16 protein-coding genes are annotated in these 15,765 nt (G+C 56.0%); 7 read left to right on the forward strand and 9 right to left on the reverse strand.

Annotated features, from left to right (window positions below):
• Positions 1-2: 2 nt before the first annotated feature.
• The gene (locus ACQCLF_RS04960) at positions 3-2,129 is read right to left on the reverse strand and encodes a BCCT family transporter (protein WP_426985174.1); all 2,127 of its coding nucleotides are present in this window, start codon (positions 2,127-2,129) and stop codon (positions 3-5) included.
• A gap of 177 nt (positions 2,130-2,306) precedes the next feature.
• Between ACQCLF_RS04960 and ACQCLF_RS04965 the strand changes: the two genes are divergently transcribed.
• Complete coding sequence (locus ACQCLF_RS04965) at positions 2,307-3,557, forward strand: MFS transporter (RefSeq protein WP_426985175.1); 1,251 nt, start codon at positions 2,307-2,309, stop codon at positions 3,555-3,557.
• 53 nt (positions 3,558-3,610) lie between these two features.
• Here the strand turns inward: ACQCLF_RS04965 and ACQCLF_RS04970 are convergent, their stop codons facing one another.
• From ACQCLF_RS04970 to galE, 6 genes are all read right to left on the reverse strand, one after another.
• Positions 3,611-4,267, reverse strand: a complete 657-nt coding sequence (locus ACQCLF_RS04970) for a LysE family translocator (protein WP_426985176.1) — start codon at positions 4,265-4,267, stop codon at positions 3,611-3,613.
• Positions 4,268-4,281: 14 nt separating this feature from the next.
• A complete protein-coding gene (locus ACQCLF_RS04975; RefSeq protein ID WP_426985177.1) occupies positions 4,282-4,614 on the reverse strand; it encodes a DMT family transporter in 333 nt (110 codons plus the stop codon).
• A 118-nt stretch (positions 4,615-4,732) separates the two neighbouring features.
• Positions 4,733-6,295, reverse strand: coding sequence for a sodium/sugar symporter (locus ACQCLF_RS04980; RefSeq protein WP_426985178.1), 1,563 nt, complete (start codon positions 6,293-6,295; stop codon positions 4,733-4,735).
• A gap of 60 nt (positions 6,296-6,355) precedes the next feature.
• Positions 6,356-7,507, reverse strand: a complete 1,152-nt coding sequence (gene galK, locus ACQCLF_RS04985; RefSeq protein ID WP_426985179.1) for a galactokinase — start codon at positions 7,505-7,507, stop codon at positions 6,356-6,358.
• A complete protein-coding gene (locus ACQCLF_RS04990) occupies positions 7,507-8,565 on the reverse strand; it encodes a UDP-glucose--hexose-1-phosphate uridylyltransferase (protein WP_426985180.1) in 1,059 nt (352 codons plus the stop codon). Before ACQCLF_RS04990 ends, galK begins: the two co-directional genes overlap by 1 nt.
• A gap of 162 nt (positions 8,566-8,727) precedes the next feature.
• Complete coding sequence (galE, locus tag ACQCLF_RS04995; protein WP_426985181.1) at positions 8,728-9,750, reverse strand: UDP-glucose 4-epimerase GalE; 1,023 nt, start codon at positions 9,748-9,750, stop codon at positions 8,728-8,730.
• A gap of 277 nt (positions 9,751-10,027) precedes the next feature.
• Here galE and ACQCLF_RS05000 point away from each other — a divergent pair, with 277 nt between their 5' ends.
• The gene (locus ACQCLF_RS05000; RefSeq protein WP_426985182.1) at positions 10,028-11,044 is read left to right on the forward strand and encodes a substrate-binding domain-containing protein; all 1,017 of its coding nucleotides are present in this window, start codon (positions 10,028-10,030) and stop codon (positions 11,042-11,044) included.
• Between the two features lie 39 nt (positions 11,045-11,083).
• Here ACQCLF_RS05000 and ACQCLF_RS05005 read toward each other — a convergent pair whose 3' ends face one another.
• Positions 11,084-11,380 (reverse strand): Dabb family protein, encoded by a 297-nt coding sequence (locus ACQCLF_RS05005; protein WP_426985183.1) that lies wholly within the window; start codon positions 11,378-11,380, stop codon positions 11,084-11,086.
• A 121-nt stretch (positions 11,381-11,501) separates the two neighbouring features.
• On the opposite strand from ACQCLF_RS05005, the gene ACQCLF_RS05010 reads away from it, so the two are divergent.
• On the forward strand, positions 11,502-12,311 hold the full coding sequence (locus ACQCLF_RS05010; protein ID WP_426985184.1) for a DUF1206 domain-containing protein: 810 nt from the start codon (positions 11,502-11,504) through the stop codon (positions 12,309-12,311).
• Between the two features lie 14 nt (positions 12,312-12,325).
• Positions 12,326-12,928 (forward strand): YqaA family protein, encoded by a 603-nt coding sequence (locus ACQCLF_RS05015; RefSeq protein ID WP_426985185.1) that lies wholly within the window; start codon positions 12,326-12,328, stop codon positions 12,926-12,928.
• 16 nt (positions 12,929-12,944) lie between these two features.
• On the opposite strand, the gene ACQCLF_RS05020 is transcribed toward ACQCLF_RS05015, so the two are convergent.
• A complete protein-coding gene (locus ACQCLF_RS05020; RefSeq protein WP_426985186.1) occupies positions 12,945-13,682 on the reverse strand; it encodes a Crp/Fnr family transcriptional regulator in 738 nt (245 codons plus the stop codon).
• Between the two features lie 134 nt (positions 13,683-13,816).
• Here ACQCLF_RS05020 and thpD point away from each other — a divergent pair, with 134 nt between their 5' ends.
• The 3 genes from thpD to ACQCLF_RS05035 all read left to right on the forward strand — a co-directional run bounded on the left by thpD (position 13,817) and on the right by ACQCLF_RS05035 (position 15,715).
• Positions 13,817-14,743, forward strand: a complete 927-nt coding sequence (gene thpD, locus ACQCLF_RS05025) for an ectoine hydroxylase (protein WP_426985187.1) — start codon at positions 13,817-13,819, stop codon at positions 14,741-14,743.
• 163 nt (positions 14,744-14,906) lie between these two features.
• Positions 14,907-15,173: a PepSY domain-containing protein gene (locus ACQCLF_RS05030; protein WP_426985188.1), complete on the forward strand. Its 267-nt coding sequence runs from the start codon at positions 14,907-14,909 to the stop codon at positions 15,171-15,173.
• A complete protein-coding gene (locus ACQCLF_RS05035) occupies positions 15,173-15,715 on the forward strand; it encodes a cytochrome b/b6 domain-containing protein (protein WP_426985189.1) in 543 nt (180 codons plus the stop codon). Before ACQCLF_RS05030 ends, ACQCLF_RS05035 begins: the two co-directional genes overlap by 1 nt.
• Positions 15,716-15,765: the final 50 nt, after the last annotated feature.

The raw sequence follows: 15,765 nt of genomic DNA on the forward strand, positions 1-15,765 counted from the left end.
TATTAATCGGTCGACGGGTCTTTTTTGCTATCGCCATTTTCGCCACCGTCATTCACACCGGGTTCCTCCTGGGGAGGCTCGGGCGGCGTCGACAGCATATCGTCGTGCGCTTCCATCCGCCAAGGCAAAACCCCGGGAGAAATATCGAGGAAGTGCAAGTGCTTCTCGAACTGATCCAGAATATCGGTAATGATGTCCTGCTGATCAAAGCCGTAAATGTCGTAGGATTGTCCGCCGCGCCGCAAGAATACCTCGGCCCGATAATAAAAAGCGTCCGACGATTCGCCGCGTGGCATTTCCGGATAAGCGTAATCCGGCAGGGCGTGATCAATCAGGCGAATCTCGTAGATGAAATCCACCTGATCTTCCTTGATCACTTCCAGCCACAAGCGGTCGTGCTCTTCATCGAGGTGCACAGCGGCTTCCCAACCCTGTTTGTTCAATTCGCGTTCCACACGATGCATCGCTTTGCTCACTGTGGACACCATAAAGTCCCACACTTCGTCCTTTTGCGGAAAGCTGACCAGCCCCGCCAGCCGCCGTCGCCACAAGCTACGTCCCGAAGTGCCCGTCAAACGCTGCTGCACATCGGTTTTAAGACTGCTCTGGTGGTGTCCTTCAATGACCAGCGCACGCCACATACCAATAGCCGCGATAATCATAATGATGGCAAACGGCAGCGCACTGGCAATGGTCATCGCCTGGAGCGCTTTAAGCCCACCGGCGAGCAATAACGTGGAGGCAACAACGCCTTCCGAGGTGGCCCAAAAGACGCGCTGCCACACCGGCGTATGCAACGCACCACCGGAAGCGAGGGAGTCAATCACCAATGAACCCGAGTCAGACGAGGTGACGAAGAACGTAATAATCAGCAAAACCGTAATGAAGGACACGATCGATGTCAGCGGCAACGCCTCGAACAGCTTGAACAACGCAATGGCTTCGTCCGCTTGTACTTCCCCGATCAGTGTGGTGTAGCCCTCATTCATAATCAGGTGCAGGGCGGTATCCCCAAACACGGAGAACCACAGGAAGGTGAAAATAGAAGGCACCAGCATCACCCCAGCCACAAATTGACGAATTGTGCGGCCCCGACTGATCTTGGCAATAAACAGCCCCACGAACGGTGCCCAGGCGATGGTCCAGCCAAAAATAAACAGCGTCCAGTTGCCGATCCAGTCCGAACGGGAGTACGCCTGCAGGTTGAAGGTGCGCTCCACAATGTTATTCAGGTAGCTGCCGGTGTTCTGCAAAAACGTTTCCAGAATGTGAATGGTGGGCCCCGCCACAAACACAAACAGCATCAGGGAAATGGCTAACACCATGTTAAGAATAGAGAGGCGTTTTACGCCTTTGTCCATCCCCGCGACGACAGAAAATATCGCCAGCGCGGTAATGATCGCAATGGCGATAATCTGCACCGTGGTATTGACGGGAATGGAAGGCCATAAGTAATTGATGCCCGCATTGATTTGCGAGACAGACAGACCGAGAGTGGTGGCAATACCAAACATGGTGCCGAGAATGGCGAACACATCCACCGCATGCCCGATGGGGCCATAGATGCGATTACCGATCAGGGGGTACAGCGCAGAGCGAATCGACAACGGCAGTCCGTGACGAAACGCGAAGTAGGCCAGCACCAGACCGACCAGACCGTAAATGGCCCAAATGTGGAAGCCCCAGTGGAAAAACGCAATTTGCATAGCCTGCTTGGCCGAGCCCACCGTTTCCGCCGCCCCCTCAGGCGGCGAGGCAAAATGCAGCACCGGCTCGGCCACGCCGAAAAACAGCAACGCAATCCCGTAGCCAGCAGAAAACAGCATGGCGAACCAGGCGGGAAAACTGTATTGAGGGTCGGCGTGATCCGGACCCAGCTTGATATGCCCCCATTTGGTGAGCGCCATGCTGACGATGAACACCAAAAAGAACGCGACCGACAGCATGTAGAACCAGCCGAACGTGCTGTTAATATAGGCCAGTGAATGTTTAAACGCCTCGGCGGCTAATTCCGGCTTACTGATGGTGCCAATCACCAGCAGTAGTATCACCGCGACCGCTGGCAGGAAAACAGGCAACAGAACGGTTGAGTTCACCCCTTTTTTGTTCTGAGTGTTCATTTCAGACATGAATCATTCCTTAGAGGGACTGATCAATGCGCCCCCCAGTGTGATGGATGTGCGAAGAATACGACCGTGTCGTCAGTATAGACGACTCAGCCAATGCGCTCCGATTGTTCCAACGGTTACTCCTTGCTATGGTAACAGGCTGTCAGCCTGCACCCATGGAAGAACCACGGAGTAGCAATGTCATCCAGAACCGCGCTGAGCCTGTCATCCCTGATCACCAGTATCGTCCTGCTGGTTTGCGGCAATGCCTTTTTAACCAGCCTGTTGGGGCTGCGCTTGAGCCTGGACGCGTTCCCCGCCTCTCTCATCGGCTGGGTATTAGTGTTCTACTCCTTTGGCTTTGTCGCGGGCTCTCTCTACGCCAGCAACGTTATCGAACGCGTCGGTCATATCCGGGCGTTCGCGGTTTTTGCCGCCTTGTTGTCCGTGGTGATATTGCTGCACGCCATGGCGGTTCACGCGGTGCTGTGGGCCGCGTTGCGTGCCGTAGCCGGTTTTGCGATGGCTGGTCTTATGATCGTGGTGGAGAGCTGGTTTAGCAGCCGGGCCACCAATCAAAACCGTGCCAGTTTGTTTGCCGTTTATCAAGTCGTCTTTTTTCTGTCGACGGCGGCGGGCCAGTTATTAATCCGAGTGGCGGATCCCGCCAGCTTTCTGCCGTTCTCGCTCGCCGCGATTCTGGTCGTCCTGGCACTTATTCCCCTGTCATTGACGCGACAGACATCGCCCACCATGGAAAGCGGTGAGCGCATGTCCCTGCGCCACCTGTTTAAACGCTCCCCGGCGGGGCTTTTGGGCGCATTGCTCTCGGGCGTTCTGATCAGCGCTTTTTATACCATGGGGCCAGTATTCGCCAACCAAATCGGGCTGACACTGGCTCAGGTATCGAATTTCATGGCCTCGGCTATCGTCGCCGCCATGCTGCTGGCGTGGCCGGTCGGACGCCTCTGTGATCGGTTTGACCGCTACCGGGTGTTGCTGAACGCGGCCATCATTGCTACCGGTTCCGGTGTGTGCGCCGCGTTACTCGGAGCGTTCAGTCCTTGGCTGCTGATTCTGTTTGCAGGCATCTACGTGGGCATCGGCGCGGCGCTATACCCCATCGCGGTCGCCATCACCAACGATTTAATGGACAGCCGTGAAATTACCACGGCCAGCACCGCCCTGCTGCTCAGTTACGGGGTGGGCAGTTGTATTGGCCCGGTGGCAAGCTCGCTCGTGATGGAGGCACTGGGGCCAAGGGGATTATTCATTACCGGCAGTGTCGCGCTGGGGGGATTGATTTTCTACATGACTCTTGGGCCGGGTCGCACGCGCAGCCCGATTCCGGTTCAGGAGCAGGAGGCCTTCATTACCACTACGCCCGAAGCGACTCTGGGGCTGGCGGATATGGATCCGCGCAACCCCGATTTCGACCCGGACGCCTAATCCCCAGGTACTTAAGCCGCCGACCCTTCGCTCTTGGGGTTCGCATTTCCCCATTAACGCGGCCAGATCAGATAGAGCGCTGCCAGCCCCAGCGCCATCGCAAGTCCTTTTTGCAGGCGAAACCGCCAATGGGGTTGACCATTATCAGAGAAAGGGCGCGCCAGTGCACCGGATGATTGAAAGCGCTCCGCGATCCGGGCGCCCAGCGCGGCGTAAATCAGCTTGACACCACCCACGGCGATGACAGTGATGCCCGCCACCGTAACGATATCCATCACGCCGAGCTGCTCCACCGCTACCAGCGACGGAAACAGCGCGGCGTAAAAAACAATGGCCTTCACATCCGCCAGCGTCAACAGCAAGCCAGAAGCAAAACAGGCAAAGAGCCCCGCTTTGACCGACGCGGTCGCCAGAGGCTTAGGCGTTCGGGCTGTACGCCACAATCCCAGGGCCAACCAGCCTAAATAGGCGGCCGCCAGATAGCGCAGTGCGTAAAGCCACGGTCCCCAGGTCTCAGCCAGCGCCGCCACGCCCGACACCGCCGCCAGCACAAACACCACATCGCCCAGCACCACGCCCAACGCCGCCGCAGCGCCGCGCGAAAAACCGGAGACCGACGCGCACCCTACCACCAGAGCCACGCTGCTACTCGGAATAGCCGCCAATGATGCCAGCGTTACGGTCAGCCAGAAAAGATCGGTCAGCACCATCGTCTATCAAGCCCTCAGTGCCCCGTCGAGCTGGAGAAGATATTGATCACCATCACACCGCCGATAATCATTGCCATTCCCAGTACTGCGGGCGCATCCAGCTTCTGACCATAAATAACCCAGGAAGCCAGCGCCACCAACACAATGCCCACCCCCGCCCAGATGGCGTAGGCAATGCCCAGGGGAATACTCTTCAAGGACAGTGAGAGGAAATAAAACGCCACGGTATACCCCAGCACCACGACGGCGGACGGAAGCGCTCGGGTAAAGCCATCGCTCATTTTAAGCGCGGACGTCGCCACCACTTCCGCAACAATTGCCACTGACAGAAACAACCAGAATTTCATGATTCACCCTCACTCAGCCTTACTCGCCCTCCAACAGAACCCGGGAGCCTACCCCGTTCACCTCGAAAGGGCCAGCCTTGAAAGCCCGTCTGTTTTGTGCGCGAAAATTCTCTTTGCCTTACCACCACGCGGCATAAAACGCGACCAGGATCACTACCACCGCCAATGTGGACAGGTTAAAACCCGCTGTGGTTTTGAAGCTGATACCTTCCAGATCGACCACTTTTTCCCGAGACGGGATGGCGCCCAAAAACGAGAAGGTCACGGCCACCAGCATGCACAACAGAAAAACCACCCCCACCCGGTCCATAAACGGCAGCGTCGGCCAAAAGAGCTTGAGTGCCACACTGAAAGCCGCGGAGCCTATCGCTGTCGCAAGGGCGCCGCCGGCCGTCGCGCGCTTCCAGAACATTCCGAGCACAAACAGCGTGACAATACCGGGGGTGAAGAAACCCGTGAATTCCTGCACGTACTGGAATGCCTGATCAAACTGACCCAGTAGCGGTTGTGCGGTAGCCATGGCCACCATTAAAGCCACGACGCTGACCAGGCGCCCGACAATGACATAATGACGCTGAGACTGGTTGGGACGGCGGTGGGCATACAAATCCATGGTAAAGATCGTGGAGACGCTGTTGGTCATGGAGGCCACCGATGACACGATGGCCGCTACCAGCGCGGCGAAAATCAGGCCCTTAATGCCCACCGGCATCATGTTCAGCATGGTGGGATAGGCACCATCGGCGATATCCAAATCCGGCGCCAATAACACAGCGGCGATCCCCGGCACCACAATAATCAGAGGCATTAACAATTTCAGAAAGGCGGCGAATACAATGCCTTTTTGCGCTTCGGGCAGGCTTTTAGCCGCCAGTGCGCGCTGGATAATGTATTGATTAAAACCCCAGTAGGAAAGATTGATCACCCAGAGGCCACCGATCAGAACAGACAGCCCCGGCAGATCATCGTAATGGCTGTGACCGGCCTCCAGGATCATATCGAACTTTTCCGGCAGCCGGTCCATCAGTGTCACAAATCCGTTAAACGCACCCGTTCCCCCACTGACGGTGTTCAACACCGTATAGGTGAGAAAGAGCCCGCCTATCACCAACAGCACGACCTGAATAATGTCGGTCATGGCTACCGCCTTCAGGCCGCCATACAGCGAATACGCGATGGAGAACCCCGCGAGCAGCGCCATTCCGTAAAACAAGCCCAGCCCCGTAATGGTATGAATCGCCAATGCACCCAACCACAGTACGGCGGTGAGGTTGACGAACACGTACACCCCCAACCAGAAAATCGCCATGACCGAGCGCACCCGATGGTCATACCGTTGCTCCAGAAACTGGGGCATGGTGTAGATTTTCCGTTCGAGGAAGATGGGCAGAAAATATTTTCCGACGACAATTAACGTCAACGCGGCCATCCACTCATAGGAGGCAATGGCCAGCCCCACGACATAGCCGGAACCCGACATGCCAATAATCTGTTCAGCGGAAATGTTAGCCGCGATCAACGAGGCACCAATGGCCCACCACGGCAGGCTTTGCCCCGCCAGAAAATAATCGCCCGCGTCTTTTTTGTGGCCTTTTTTCTCGCGGGATACCCACCAGGCAATACTCACAATGCCTACGGCATAAATGGCAACCAGCGCCATATCAAGCGGATGAAGAGTCATGAAAGCAACCTTGTTATCATTTATCGATAGGAATCGTCCCGTCTGCCTCGGCAGTAACGGTTAACGATCCGGAGCAAACGCGCCTTGCTCCGCCGTACATACATAGGCGGTTTCCTGAATGCCGGTTTTGACGTAGTAGCGCTCGGCCACCACACTAAGCATCTCTGGCACAAGATGCTCAGGCGCCAACGCCACCACACAACCACCAAAACCGCCCCCGGTCATTCGGGCGCCGCCGGCATCGCCCAGGACCGATTGCATCACCTCGACGAGATAATCAATAGCGGGCACCGTAATTTCAAAATCATCCCGCATGGAGGCATGGGACTGTTCCATCAGGCCACGAATACGGCGGTAATCGCTGGCGGATAACGCGGAGTACATATCGAGTGTGCGCTGGTTTTCAGTCATTACGTGACGGGCGCGGCGAAAAACAGTTTCCGACAGGCTTTCGCGATACTCGTGCAGTAATGGCAGGCTGGCTTGCCGCAGCGATTCGACGCCCATTATTTGCGCCGCTTCTTCACACTGCTGGCGGCGCAGGTTGTACTCACCGTCGACTAAAGCCCGCTGCACGTTGGAGTTGACAATAACCAGTTGGTAGCCGACAGGAATTGGCGTTGACTGGAACGCCAGTGACTGACAGTCCAACAACATGGCATGGCCGTGTTGTCCCATGGCGGAAATCAGTTGATCCATAATGCCGCAGGAACACCCGACAAAATCATTCTCCGCTTTCTGTCCCAGCAGCGCGGCCTGAACGCCATCGAGTTCCAGTTGGTACAGATCGGCAAACGCTTTCAACAGGGCAATTTCCAGCGAGGCCGACGAACTTAACCCGGCGCCTTGTGGCACATTCCCCGTCACCAACAAGTCGGCGCCTCCAAACTCATAGCGCGTTTGCAAAACGCTGACGATACCGCGCACATAATTGCTCCATCCCTGCTGGTGATCAAACGCGATGTCATCCAGCGAAAACTGACTGACCGCATTGCCATAGTCCACGGCCACCACATTGATAAGGCGGTCCTCCCGCGGGGCAGCCGCCACGGTGGTGGCGAAGTTAATCGCTGTTGGAAAGACAAACCCCTGGTTGTAATCCGTGTGCTCGCCAATCAGGTTCACGCGGCCCGGCGCCTGAACTATGGTCGTGGGTGTTCGTTTGAAGTGGGCTTCAAAAAAACCGATCGGAGTGTGACCGATGGACATCATTATTCTCCCTTTTTGGATCGCGCTGCCTTGTAGTGTTCAGCGGGCAGTGATTGCAGGCGCTCGGCGGCCTGTTCCGGTGTGAGATCGCGCTGAGCTTCGGCCAGCATTTCGTAGCCCACCATGAACTTTCGGACGGTGGCAGAACGTAACAGAGGCGGATAGAACTGCGCATGCAGTGTCCATTCCGGATGGTCCTCACCATCAAAAGGAGCGCCGTGCCAGCCCATGGAATACGGGAAAGCAATATTGAAAAGGTTGTCGTACGCGGTGGTAATGCGACGCACAATGTCGGCGAGGCTCGCCGCTTGTGACGCGTTCAAGTCGGGCAATCGTTGGACCGCAAACTTCGGCAGCAACAAGGTTTCAAACGGCCACGCCGCCCAGTAAGGCACTACCACCATCCAATCGGCGTTTTCGCACACCACTCGTTGCCCGGCTTGCTGTTCACGAGCCATATAGTCCTGCAACAACGCCGTGCCGTGGGTTTTGGTATAGGCAGAGAAACGTTCCTGCTTGCGCGCCGCCAACGTCGGCACATGACGTTGCGCCCAGATCTGACCGTGCGGGTGAGGGTTGGAGCAGCCCATCATCGCCCCTTTGTTTTCAAACACCTGTACCCAGGGGTAGGTGTGGCCCAGCTCGGCGGTTTGCGCCTGCCAGCAGGCGACCACTGCTTGCAGTTCCGCATCGGACAGTTCGGGCAAAGTCTTGCTATGGTCCGGCGAAAAGCAGATCACGCGACTGCACCCCTGCTCGGTACTCATGGTGAACAGCGGGTCGTCATCGGCGGCTTCTGGCGTGTCCGGCTTGAGCGCCGCAAAGTCGTTATTAAAAACGTACGTCGAGCGGTATTCCGGGTTATGCTCGCCGTTGACCCGCGTATTGCCCGGGCACAGGTAACAGTCCGGGTCGTAGGCGGGCCGCTGCACATCCTCCGCGGCTTCCGCCTGCCCCTGCCAGGGCCGTTTGGACCGGTGCGGCGATACCAGCACCCAGTCACCGGTCATGGGGTTCTGGCGCCGGTGCGGGTGCTCGGCAGGATCAAATACATTACTCATAGTCTTAACCTTGTTGTCGTCCTACAGCCGGTTCTATTCGCCTCGTCGCGCTTTCAGCGCCAAAGAGGCCAGCGTCAAGCGCCGCAAAGTGAAAGCAAGCAGGTGAAACGTTTACATTTTCGGCGTGCCTTGCTCCCCAAAACCGGCCGTTGATGCTACTGTTCAATCGCTCAGCCCCGAGAACCCATCCGGGTTCTGTGATTGCCAGCGCCAGACATCCTCGACCATTTCCCCGATGCCACGTTTGGCGCTCCAGCCCAGGGATTCCGTCGCCTTGGCGGGATCCGCCCAGCACTCTCCGATGTCGCCGGGACGCCGATCCACCACGCGGTACTTCAACGGGCGTCCAACTACGGCCTCGAACGCCTTAAGCACCTGCAGGACGCTGTAACCGCGGCCCGTGCCCAGGTTGTAGACGTGTACGCCACGCTCGTGATGCAGCCGTTCCAGCGCCACCACATGCCCCTCGGCCAGGTCCAAAACGTGGATGTAGTCGCGCACGCCGGTACCATCCGGCGTGTCGTAGTCGTCGCCAAACACGGCTAGTTGGTCGCGCTTGCCGACTGCGACCTGGGCGATGAACGGGATCAAATTATTCGGTATTCCGTTGGGATCTTCCCCGATCAAGCCGCTTTTGTGAGCGCCACCCGGGTTGAAGTAGCGCAGCAGCACCACACTCAGTTCGGGGTAAGCGGCGGCCACATCGCGCAGCATTTCCTCCACCACGAGCTTGGTTCGCCCATAGGGGTTGGTGGCCGAGAGCGGGAAGTCTTCGCGAATCGGAACTTCATGCGGGTTACCGTAAACCGTCGCCGAGGAGCTGAACACGATGCAGTGCACCTGGTGATGCACCATGGCCGAGACCAATGTCCAGGAGCCATTGACGTTCACATCGTAGTATTCCAGCGGGCGCTGGGTGGACTCTCCCACCGCTTTCAGGCCCGCAAAATGCATCACGGCATCCACCTTATGGTCGGTAAAGACCCGGTCCAGCAACGCCCGATCCCGCACATCGCCTTCGTAAAACGACACGCTTTGGCCGGCCAGCGTTTCCAGCCGCCCCAAGGCCTCCCGTTTGCTGTTAACCAGATTGTCGAGGATCACAACCTCGTGACCCGCTCCGAGCAGCTCCAGGCTGGCGTGCAGCCCGATATAACCGGCGCCACCGGTAACCAATACGCGCATAGTGACCTCGCACTCCGTTATGTTTTCCGCATAGGGTATACGTTTTCCCTCTGACGGTAAAGATGCTGTGCGGCAAATTCGTACGACAATAGTCCCGCCCACCCGCTGAATACCGGCCCGCCCTCAGCCCTTGTCGCCCTGTTGAGCCGCCGGGCTCGTTAAATAGCGGCTGCTATCCAAAAGTGAATCTGCTATCTTGACGCTCGCCCTCGCGATCCGGGCAAACCGAGTCAGAAAACAACGAGGGCAACGACTGTCCAGCAAGCAGGTTTGGTGAATGGCAACGATCAAAGACATCGCGAAAGCCGCCGGGGTATCACTGGCGACCGTCTCCCGCGTAATCAACGACGGTCCCAAGGTGGGCGATGCGACCCGCGAGCGCATTAAAAAAATCATGGAAGAAATGGGGTATCGCCCCAACGCCAACGCCAGAGCGCTGGTCACGCGACGCAGCGCCTCGCTCGGCGTGGTGCTCGCCGAACTGCAAGACCCGTTTTTCGCCACGCTCGCCCACGGCATCGAGCGGGTGACCCGGGCCAAGAATGTCCAGATTTTGATGAGTTCGGGCTCCATTGAACGAGCCACGGAACTCAAGGCGATAGAAACCCTGCTGGAACACCGCTGCGAAGCCATGGTGGTGCACAGCAAGGCCCTGGATGATGAACTGCTGATTGAGTTCGCCCGACAGGTGCCCGGCTTTGTACTGATCAACCGCTACATCCCGGAAATCGGCAACCGCTGCGTGTGGCTGGACAATGTGATTGGCGGTCGAACCATGGCGCGTTATATCGTCGGACAGGGCCACCGCAAAGTGGCCGTTATCAGCAGTAAATACCAGATTGAAGACCCCAGAGACCGGATTCACGGCATCCGCGATGAACTGAACGATTCCGGCATCTCTCTGCCCGACTCACATATTGAATTCAGCACGCCGGACCAGGAAGGCGGCGAGATGGCGACGCAGAACCTGCTCGCCAAGGGAAAGGATTTCAGCGCTATTCTGGCCTACAACGACGCTATGGCCTCCGGGGCCATGACGGTGTTGCAGGATCACAACATCGACGTACCCAACGCCGTCTCGGTCATTGGATACGATGATGTGCTGCTGGCGAAATACTGTCGCCCGAAACTCACGACCTTGCGCTATCCCATCGAAGTGATGGCCATGCGGGCAGCCGAACTGGCACTGCGCTATGCGGCCGGTGAAAAACCCGAAGCGGACATCACCTTCAAGTACGCACCGACTATCGTCAAACGTGAATCGGTCATCAGCATGGACCCCAACGCCGCGTAACGCGGTTACCGTTTAAGCGCTGCCCGTCATGTTCTGCGATCAAACGGAATAATCCAGAACGACAATGTCCTCCACTAACGGAACAAACACCGCTTTGAGTGCATCGTGTTCCGGGTGCGGCAAGTAACGCTCACGCGCGTCGTGATCAGAGAACGTCATCAATACCGCGTGTGTGTAGCTTTTGTTCAGCCCTTCGGGACTGTCGTTCTCGCCCCACTCCACCGAGACGACACCGTCGATCTTGCCAGGCATAGCCTCGAACAAGGCTCGCACTTTGTCGATGTCTGTCGTCTTCGCCGAAGCTTTGAATTGCACCAGCAGGATGTGTCGAATCATTATTGCTCCAAAAACACTGTAAGGTCAGCGTACCCATAGTCCCAACTGGTACACTCACCGTATTAAGCACACTGAGTCTTTCTGTCATCATCAGAACTCAGCCTTCAAGAATGAGGATACCATGACCCACCCCAAACTCGACCACAACACCGCCCTGGTTCTCCTGGCGAGAGCGGGCTACGCGGCGCGTGCTCTCGTCTATTTATTGGTGGGCGGGCTCGCCACTCTGGCCGTGCTTGGCCAGGGCGGCGATACTACCGGCAGCCGTGGCGCGCTGCGCAGTGTACTGTCTGCACCGCTTGGCGATGTCTTGCTGGCCATTATCACAGCGGGGCTGATTGCCTATGCCATCTGGCGAAGCTTCCAGGCACTGACTGACGCTGACCGACACGGCAAAACCCCCAAAGGCCTGGCAATCCGAAGCGGGCTGCTTGCGAGTGCTGTTTCCCATTTGCTGTTGGCGGGGTTTGCCATCTCTTTAATCATGGCCTTCGGCCAGAGCGGAGACAGTAACGGCGGCTCACAGGATGCCGCCAGTTGGTTGATGTCCCAGCCATACGGTCGTTGGCTGGCCGCTATTGTCGGACTGGTATTTGTAGTGATTGGCGGGGCACACGCATTTAAAGGCTGGACGGTTCAGTTTGAAGACTATTTTGATATGCCCTCCACCATTCGCTGCTGGGCTTTCCCGGTGTGCCGGATCGGACTGGTCGTCAGGGGCGTTGTGTTTGTCGTGGTGGGCGGCTTGTTCATGACGGCCGCTTACCATATCGATTCGAGCCAGGCCGGCGGTACCGCTGAAGCCCTCAACACCTTGCGAGAACAGCCCTTTGGACCTTGGCTTCTGGGCATTGTCGCCGTTGGTCTGATGGCGTTCGGCGTTTACAGCTTGCTCGAGTCCTTATACCGACAGGTCCATCCTTCCCGATAACAAGGCATTTACCCATGGCTTTTCGATCAAGGCGCGCCAAGCGGTGGTTCGATCGTTTGAACGGCTCCAGGCACATGATGTGGTTTCTCGGTGTGCTCTCGTTTTTGGAAACCATCATTATTCCCGTCCCAATTGAAGTCATTCTGATTCCTTTAATGGCCATTAACCGCAAACGGTTATGGACCATTGCCACAGTGACAACGGCCGGCTGTCTGCTGGCATCAATGGTGGGCTACGGCGTGGGCATGGCATTGTACCAGTCGTTGGGTACGTGGTTTATCGATACCATGGGCATGCAAAACGCCTACGAATCCTTTCAGGGCTTTTTCGATCAATACGGTTTTATCGCCATCCTGGCGCTCGGCATTCTCCCGATTCCGTTTCAGGTCGCCATGATTACGGCCGGTCTTTCCGGATATCCGTTCCTGCTGTTTGTACTCGCCGCCGTTATTGCCCGCGGACTCCGGTATTACGGACTCGCCTGGCTGGTTTATCAGTTTGGAGAGAGAGCCCAAACCCTGTGGCAACGGCATGCGATCATAACCAGCCTGGTCATGGCTGCTGTTATCGTTGGCCTTTCACTGCTGATGCAGTATGCCGCCAGGCTGGTTATGTAAAGCCGTCTTCTGACGGTTATTCTTTAAACGGCGGAATATGGGGCACGGTTTCGGTCAGATAATGAGGGCTGAAGCCAGCAAACTCTTTCAGCCGTTCCAAGTCGGGCACCACAATTGTTGCGCCTTCCCGATAAACCAGATCCTCCTGCTTCAACTCCTTGAACGTGCGACTGACGTGAACCGTGCTCAAGCCCAACGCATCACTCAGGATGTGTTGCGGCAACGGCATGGCAAACCGGCTTTCCGTATAGTGATTGGTGCGTTTCAAGCGGGCGAACATTTCGAGAATAAAGTGCGCCATTTTCTGAGAGGCGGAACGGCGCCCCAGATTGACCAAACGCTCCAGAAGTACAGCTTGCTCACGAGCAGCAATGGCAAAAAACAAACTGGACAACAGCACCGACTGACTAAATACTTCCGTAATGCGCTGCTTGGGAAACTCGCAAATTTCCACTTCCGTCTGCGCCGTTACACCCGTCAGTCGACCGGAAAATGCAAATTCGCGCAAACCTATCACATCACCAGGCACATAAATATCCAGTACCTGACGCGTTCCATCCTCCAGATTACGATACGAAAACAGCCACCCTTTCAATACGGTGTAGAAGGCCTGTGCATCATCACCTTCGTGAAACAGTTCCGTTTCCGCTGCGACCTGTGTCGGACTTTTTTCCAGAGACACCAATAACTCTTCATCTTCGCGGGTCAATTCGGCATAGCTATTGAAGTGCTTCAGGATGCAGCTTTTCATCATAGTCGGGTCATCTCTTTCGACATTATTAGCGTACTATTAGCGAATTAATCACTACGTATAACTTATGTTATCGAAGGGTCGCTGTTTGTGTGTGAACCTCGTTGCCAACATGCATCAACCAACAAGGATTCGATATGTTACCTGATCTTTACCCGACACGGCTAGAACAGCAAATGCCGATGTTCGATCGAAAGGATCCCATCGTCTACGATGCAGGCAAGGATGCGGCCCCTGGGCCGCTCGCACAACACCATCTGGAACGTTTCAAACGGGATGGTTTTTTATGGTTTGAAAACCTGTTTTCCCAACATCCATTGATGACGGATTTGATGGATGATCTGGTGGAAATGGGAAAAGACCGAAGTATTGTAGGGTCTGAACGAACCGTTACCGATCAGAATGATGGCAGCATTCGTTCTATTTTTGGTATCCACGAATTATCCCAACCTTTTGCAAGACTCACCACCAGTCAATTGATTGTCGATATGGTGCGCCAGTTGTTAGGCAGCGATGTTTACATTCATCAGTCACGCATCAATGCCAAACCCGGCTTTGTGGGCGGTGGCTTTAACTGGCACTCCGATTTCGAAACCTGGCACTCTGAAGATGGCATGCCTTCCATGCGCGCCGTCAGTGCGTCGGTGATGCTGACTGATAACAATGAGTTCAATGGTCCGTTAATGTTAATCCCCGGATCGCATAAGCATTTTGTGCCCTGCCAGGGCCGGACACCGGATAACAACTGGAAAACCTCATTGAAAAGCCAGTCCATCGGCGTACCCGATCAAAATGCGATAAAAATGCTGGCCGAGCGCGGAGGCATTTCTGCCCCCAAAGGCGGTGCTGGTTCGCTATTGTTATTCGACTGCAACACGTTGCACGCCTCGCCCCAGAACTTGTCACCCTGGTCACGGGCCAACGCCTTTTTTGTGTTTAACAGTCTGGGAAACACGTTAAAGCAACCCTATTCAGGAACAGTGCCTCGCCCCGAATATCTCGCCTCCAGAGGCAGCCAGGTCGGGTTGAGCCAGGCATCCCAGCAACGCCGCATCGCCATTTAACCCACAGGCCAATTCACTGACCGGACTCTTAACTGACCGGGCTCTCCGCTTCGTAATGGAAGAGCAAGGATGCGCTTCCTCCCGCCCCACCCGCTCGTTGAACCTGCACCGTATATCCGTTAAATTGGTGATACACCCTTACACCATTAAGAGGATGACAACGATGCGTATCTTTGCTGCAGTTGCATTTACCCTGGCCGCTCCGCTGGCCCTGGCCGGCCCTCAATGTACAGACGCCGATCAATCCGAATGGCAAGACAAAGAGGCCTTTCAGGACAACCTGAAAGACGAGGGATACAAGATTAATGTTTTCAAAGTCACCGATGGAAACTGCTATGAGATCTATGGCTGGAACAAAGAAGGTCAGAAAGTAGAGATCTACTACGACCCCGTCAGCGGTAATGCGGTCAAAACCGAGATCGATGATTAATGCGACACTCCGTAACATTGTGGGACCCGCTGATCCGGGTGTTTCACTGGTCGATAGCGGGTATTTTTGTCGCCAATTACTGGCTTAATGAAAAAGGCGACGACTGGCATCAATGGTTGGGTTACACCGCCGCTGCCCTGATTGTATTGCGCGTGGTCTGGGGTTTCATTGGGCCCCGCCCAGCCCGCTGGTCAGACTTTTTCCCCACCCCCTCCCGCCTGAAAGCCCACCTTGCGGCGCTTCTGAAAGGCCGCGATCAGCATCGCATGGGGCATTCCGCCCTCGGAGCCTTGGTGATGATTCTGATGATGTTGTGCTTTGTGGGATTGGCGACCACCGGGTACATGATGGAAGAAATTGATCGCTTCTGGGGCGTGGATTGGCTGGAGGAACTTCACGGCCTTATTGCCAACACTCTGCTGACACTGGTTGTTCTGCACTTGTTGGCGGCGCTGTTTGAAAGTGTTCGGCTAAAGGAGAATCTTCCGTGGTCGATGGTCACCGGAAAGCGTCGGGAAAGGGGGCAACAGGAAAGAGAGTAACAGCGACTCTCTTTCCTCCGTGCTTTCCTCCATGCTTTCCTTATCCTTTC

The organism is Marinimicrobium sp. ARAG 43.8 (assembly GCF_050113635.1).
GTDB lineage: Bacteria > Pseudomonadota > Gammaproteobacteria > Pseudomonadales > Cellvibrionaceae > Marinimicrobium.

Coding starts and splice junctions, on each gene's coding strand:
- ACQCLF_RS04990 (WP_426985180.1), bottom strand. CDS start 8,565: ATGAGTAATGTATTTGATCCTGCCGAGCACCCGCACCGGCGCCAGAAC.
- ACQCLF_RS05015 (WP_426985185.1), top strand. CDS start 12,326: ATGGCTTTTCGATCAAGGCGCGCCAAGCGGTGGTTCGATCGTTTGAAC.
- ACQCLF_RS04960 (WP_426985174.1), bottom strand. CDS start 2,129: ATGTCTGAAATGAACACTCAGAACAAAAAAGGGGTGAACTCAACCGTT.
- ACQCLF_RS05020 (WP_426985186.1), bottom strand. CDS start 13,682: ATGATGAAAAGCTGCATCCTGAAGCACTTCAATAGCTATGCCGAATTG.
- ACQCLF_RS05000 (WP_426985182.1), top strand. CDS start 10,028: ATGGCAACGATCAAAGACATCGCGAAAGCCGCCGGGGTATCACTGGCG.
- ACQCLF_RS05030 (WP_426985188.1), top strand. CDS start 14,907: ATGCGTATCTTTGCTGCAGTTGCATTTACCCTGGCCGCTCCGCTGGCC.
- ACQCLF_RS04975 (WP_426985177.1), bottom strand. CDS start 4,614: ATGAAATTCTGGTTGTTTCTGTCAGTGGCAATTGTTGCGGAAGTGGTG.
- ACQCLF_RS05010 (WP_426985184.1), top strand. CDS start 11,502: ATGACCCACCCCAAACTCGACCACAACACCGCCCTGGTTCTCCTGGCG.
- ACQCLF_RS04970 (WP_426985176.1), bottom strand. CDS start 4,267: ATGGTGCTGACCGATCTTTTCTGGCTGACCGTAACGCTGGCATCATTG.
- ACQCLF_RS05035 (WP_426985189.1), top strand. CDS start 15,173: ATGCGACACTCCGTAACATTGTGGGACCCGCTGATCCGGGTGTTTCAC.
- galE (WP_426985181.1), bottom strand. CDS start 9,750: ATGCGCGTATTGGTTACCGGTGGCGCCGGTTATATCGGGCTGCACGCC.
- thpD (WP_426985187.1), top strand. CDS start 13,817: ATGTTACCTGATCTTTACCCGACACGGCTAGAACAGCAAATGCCGATG.
- ACQCLF_RS05005 (WP_426985183.1), bottom strand. CDS start 11,380: ATGATTCGACACATCCTGCTGGTGCAATTCAAAGCTTCGGCGAAGACG.
- ACQCLF_RS04965 (WP_426985175.1), top strand. CDS start 2,307: ATGTCATCCAGAACCGCGCTGAGCCTGTCATCCCTGATCACCAGTATC.
- ACQCLF_RS04980 (WP_426985178.1), bottom strand. CDS start 6,295: ATGACTCTTCATCCGCTTGATATGGCGCTGGTTGCCATTTATGCCGTA.
- galK (WP_426985179.1), bottom strand. CDS start 7,507: ATGATGTCCATCGGTCACACTCCGATCGGTTTTTTTGAAGCCCACTTC.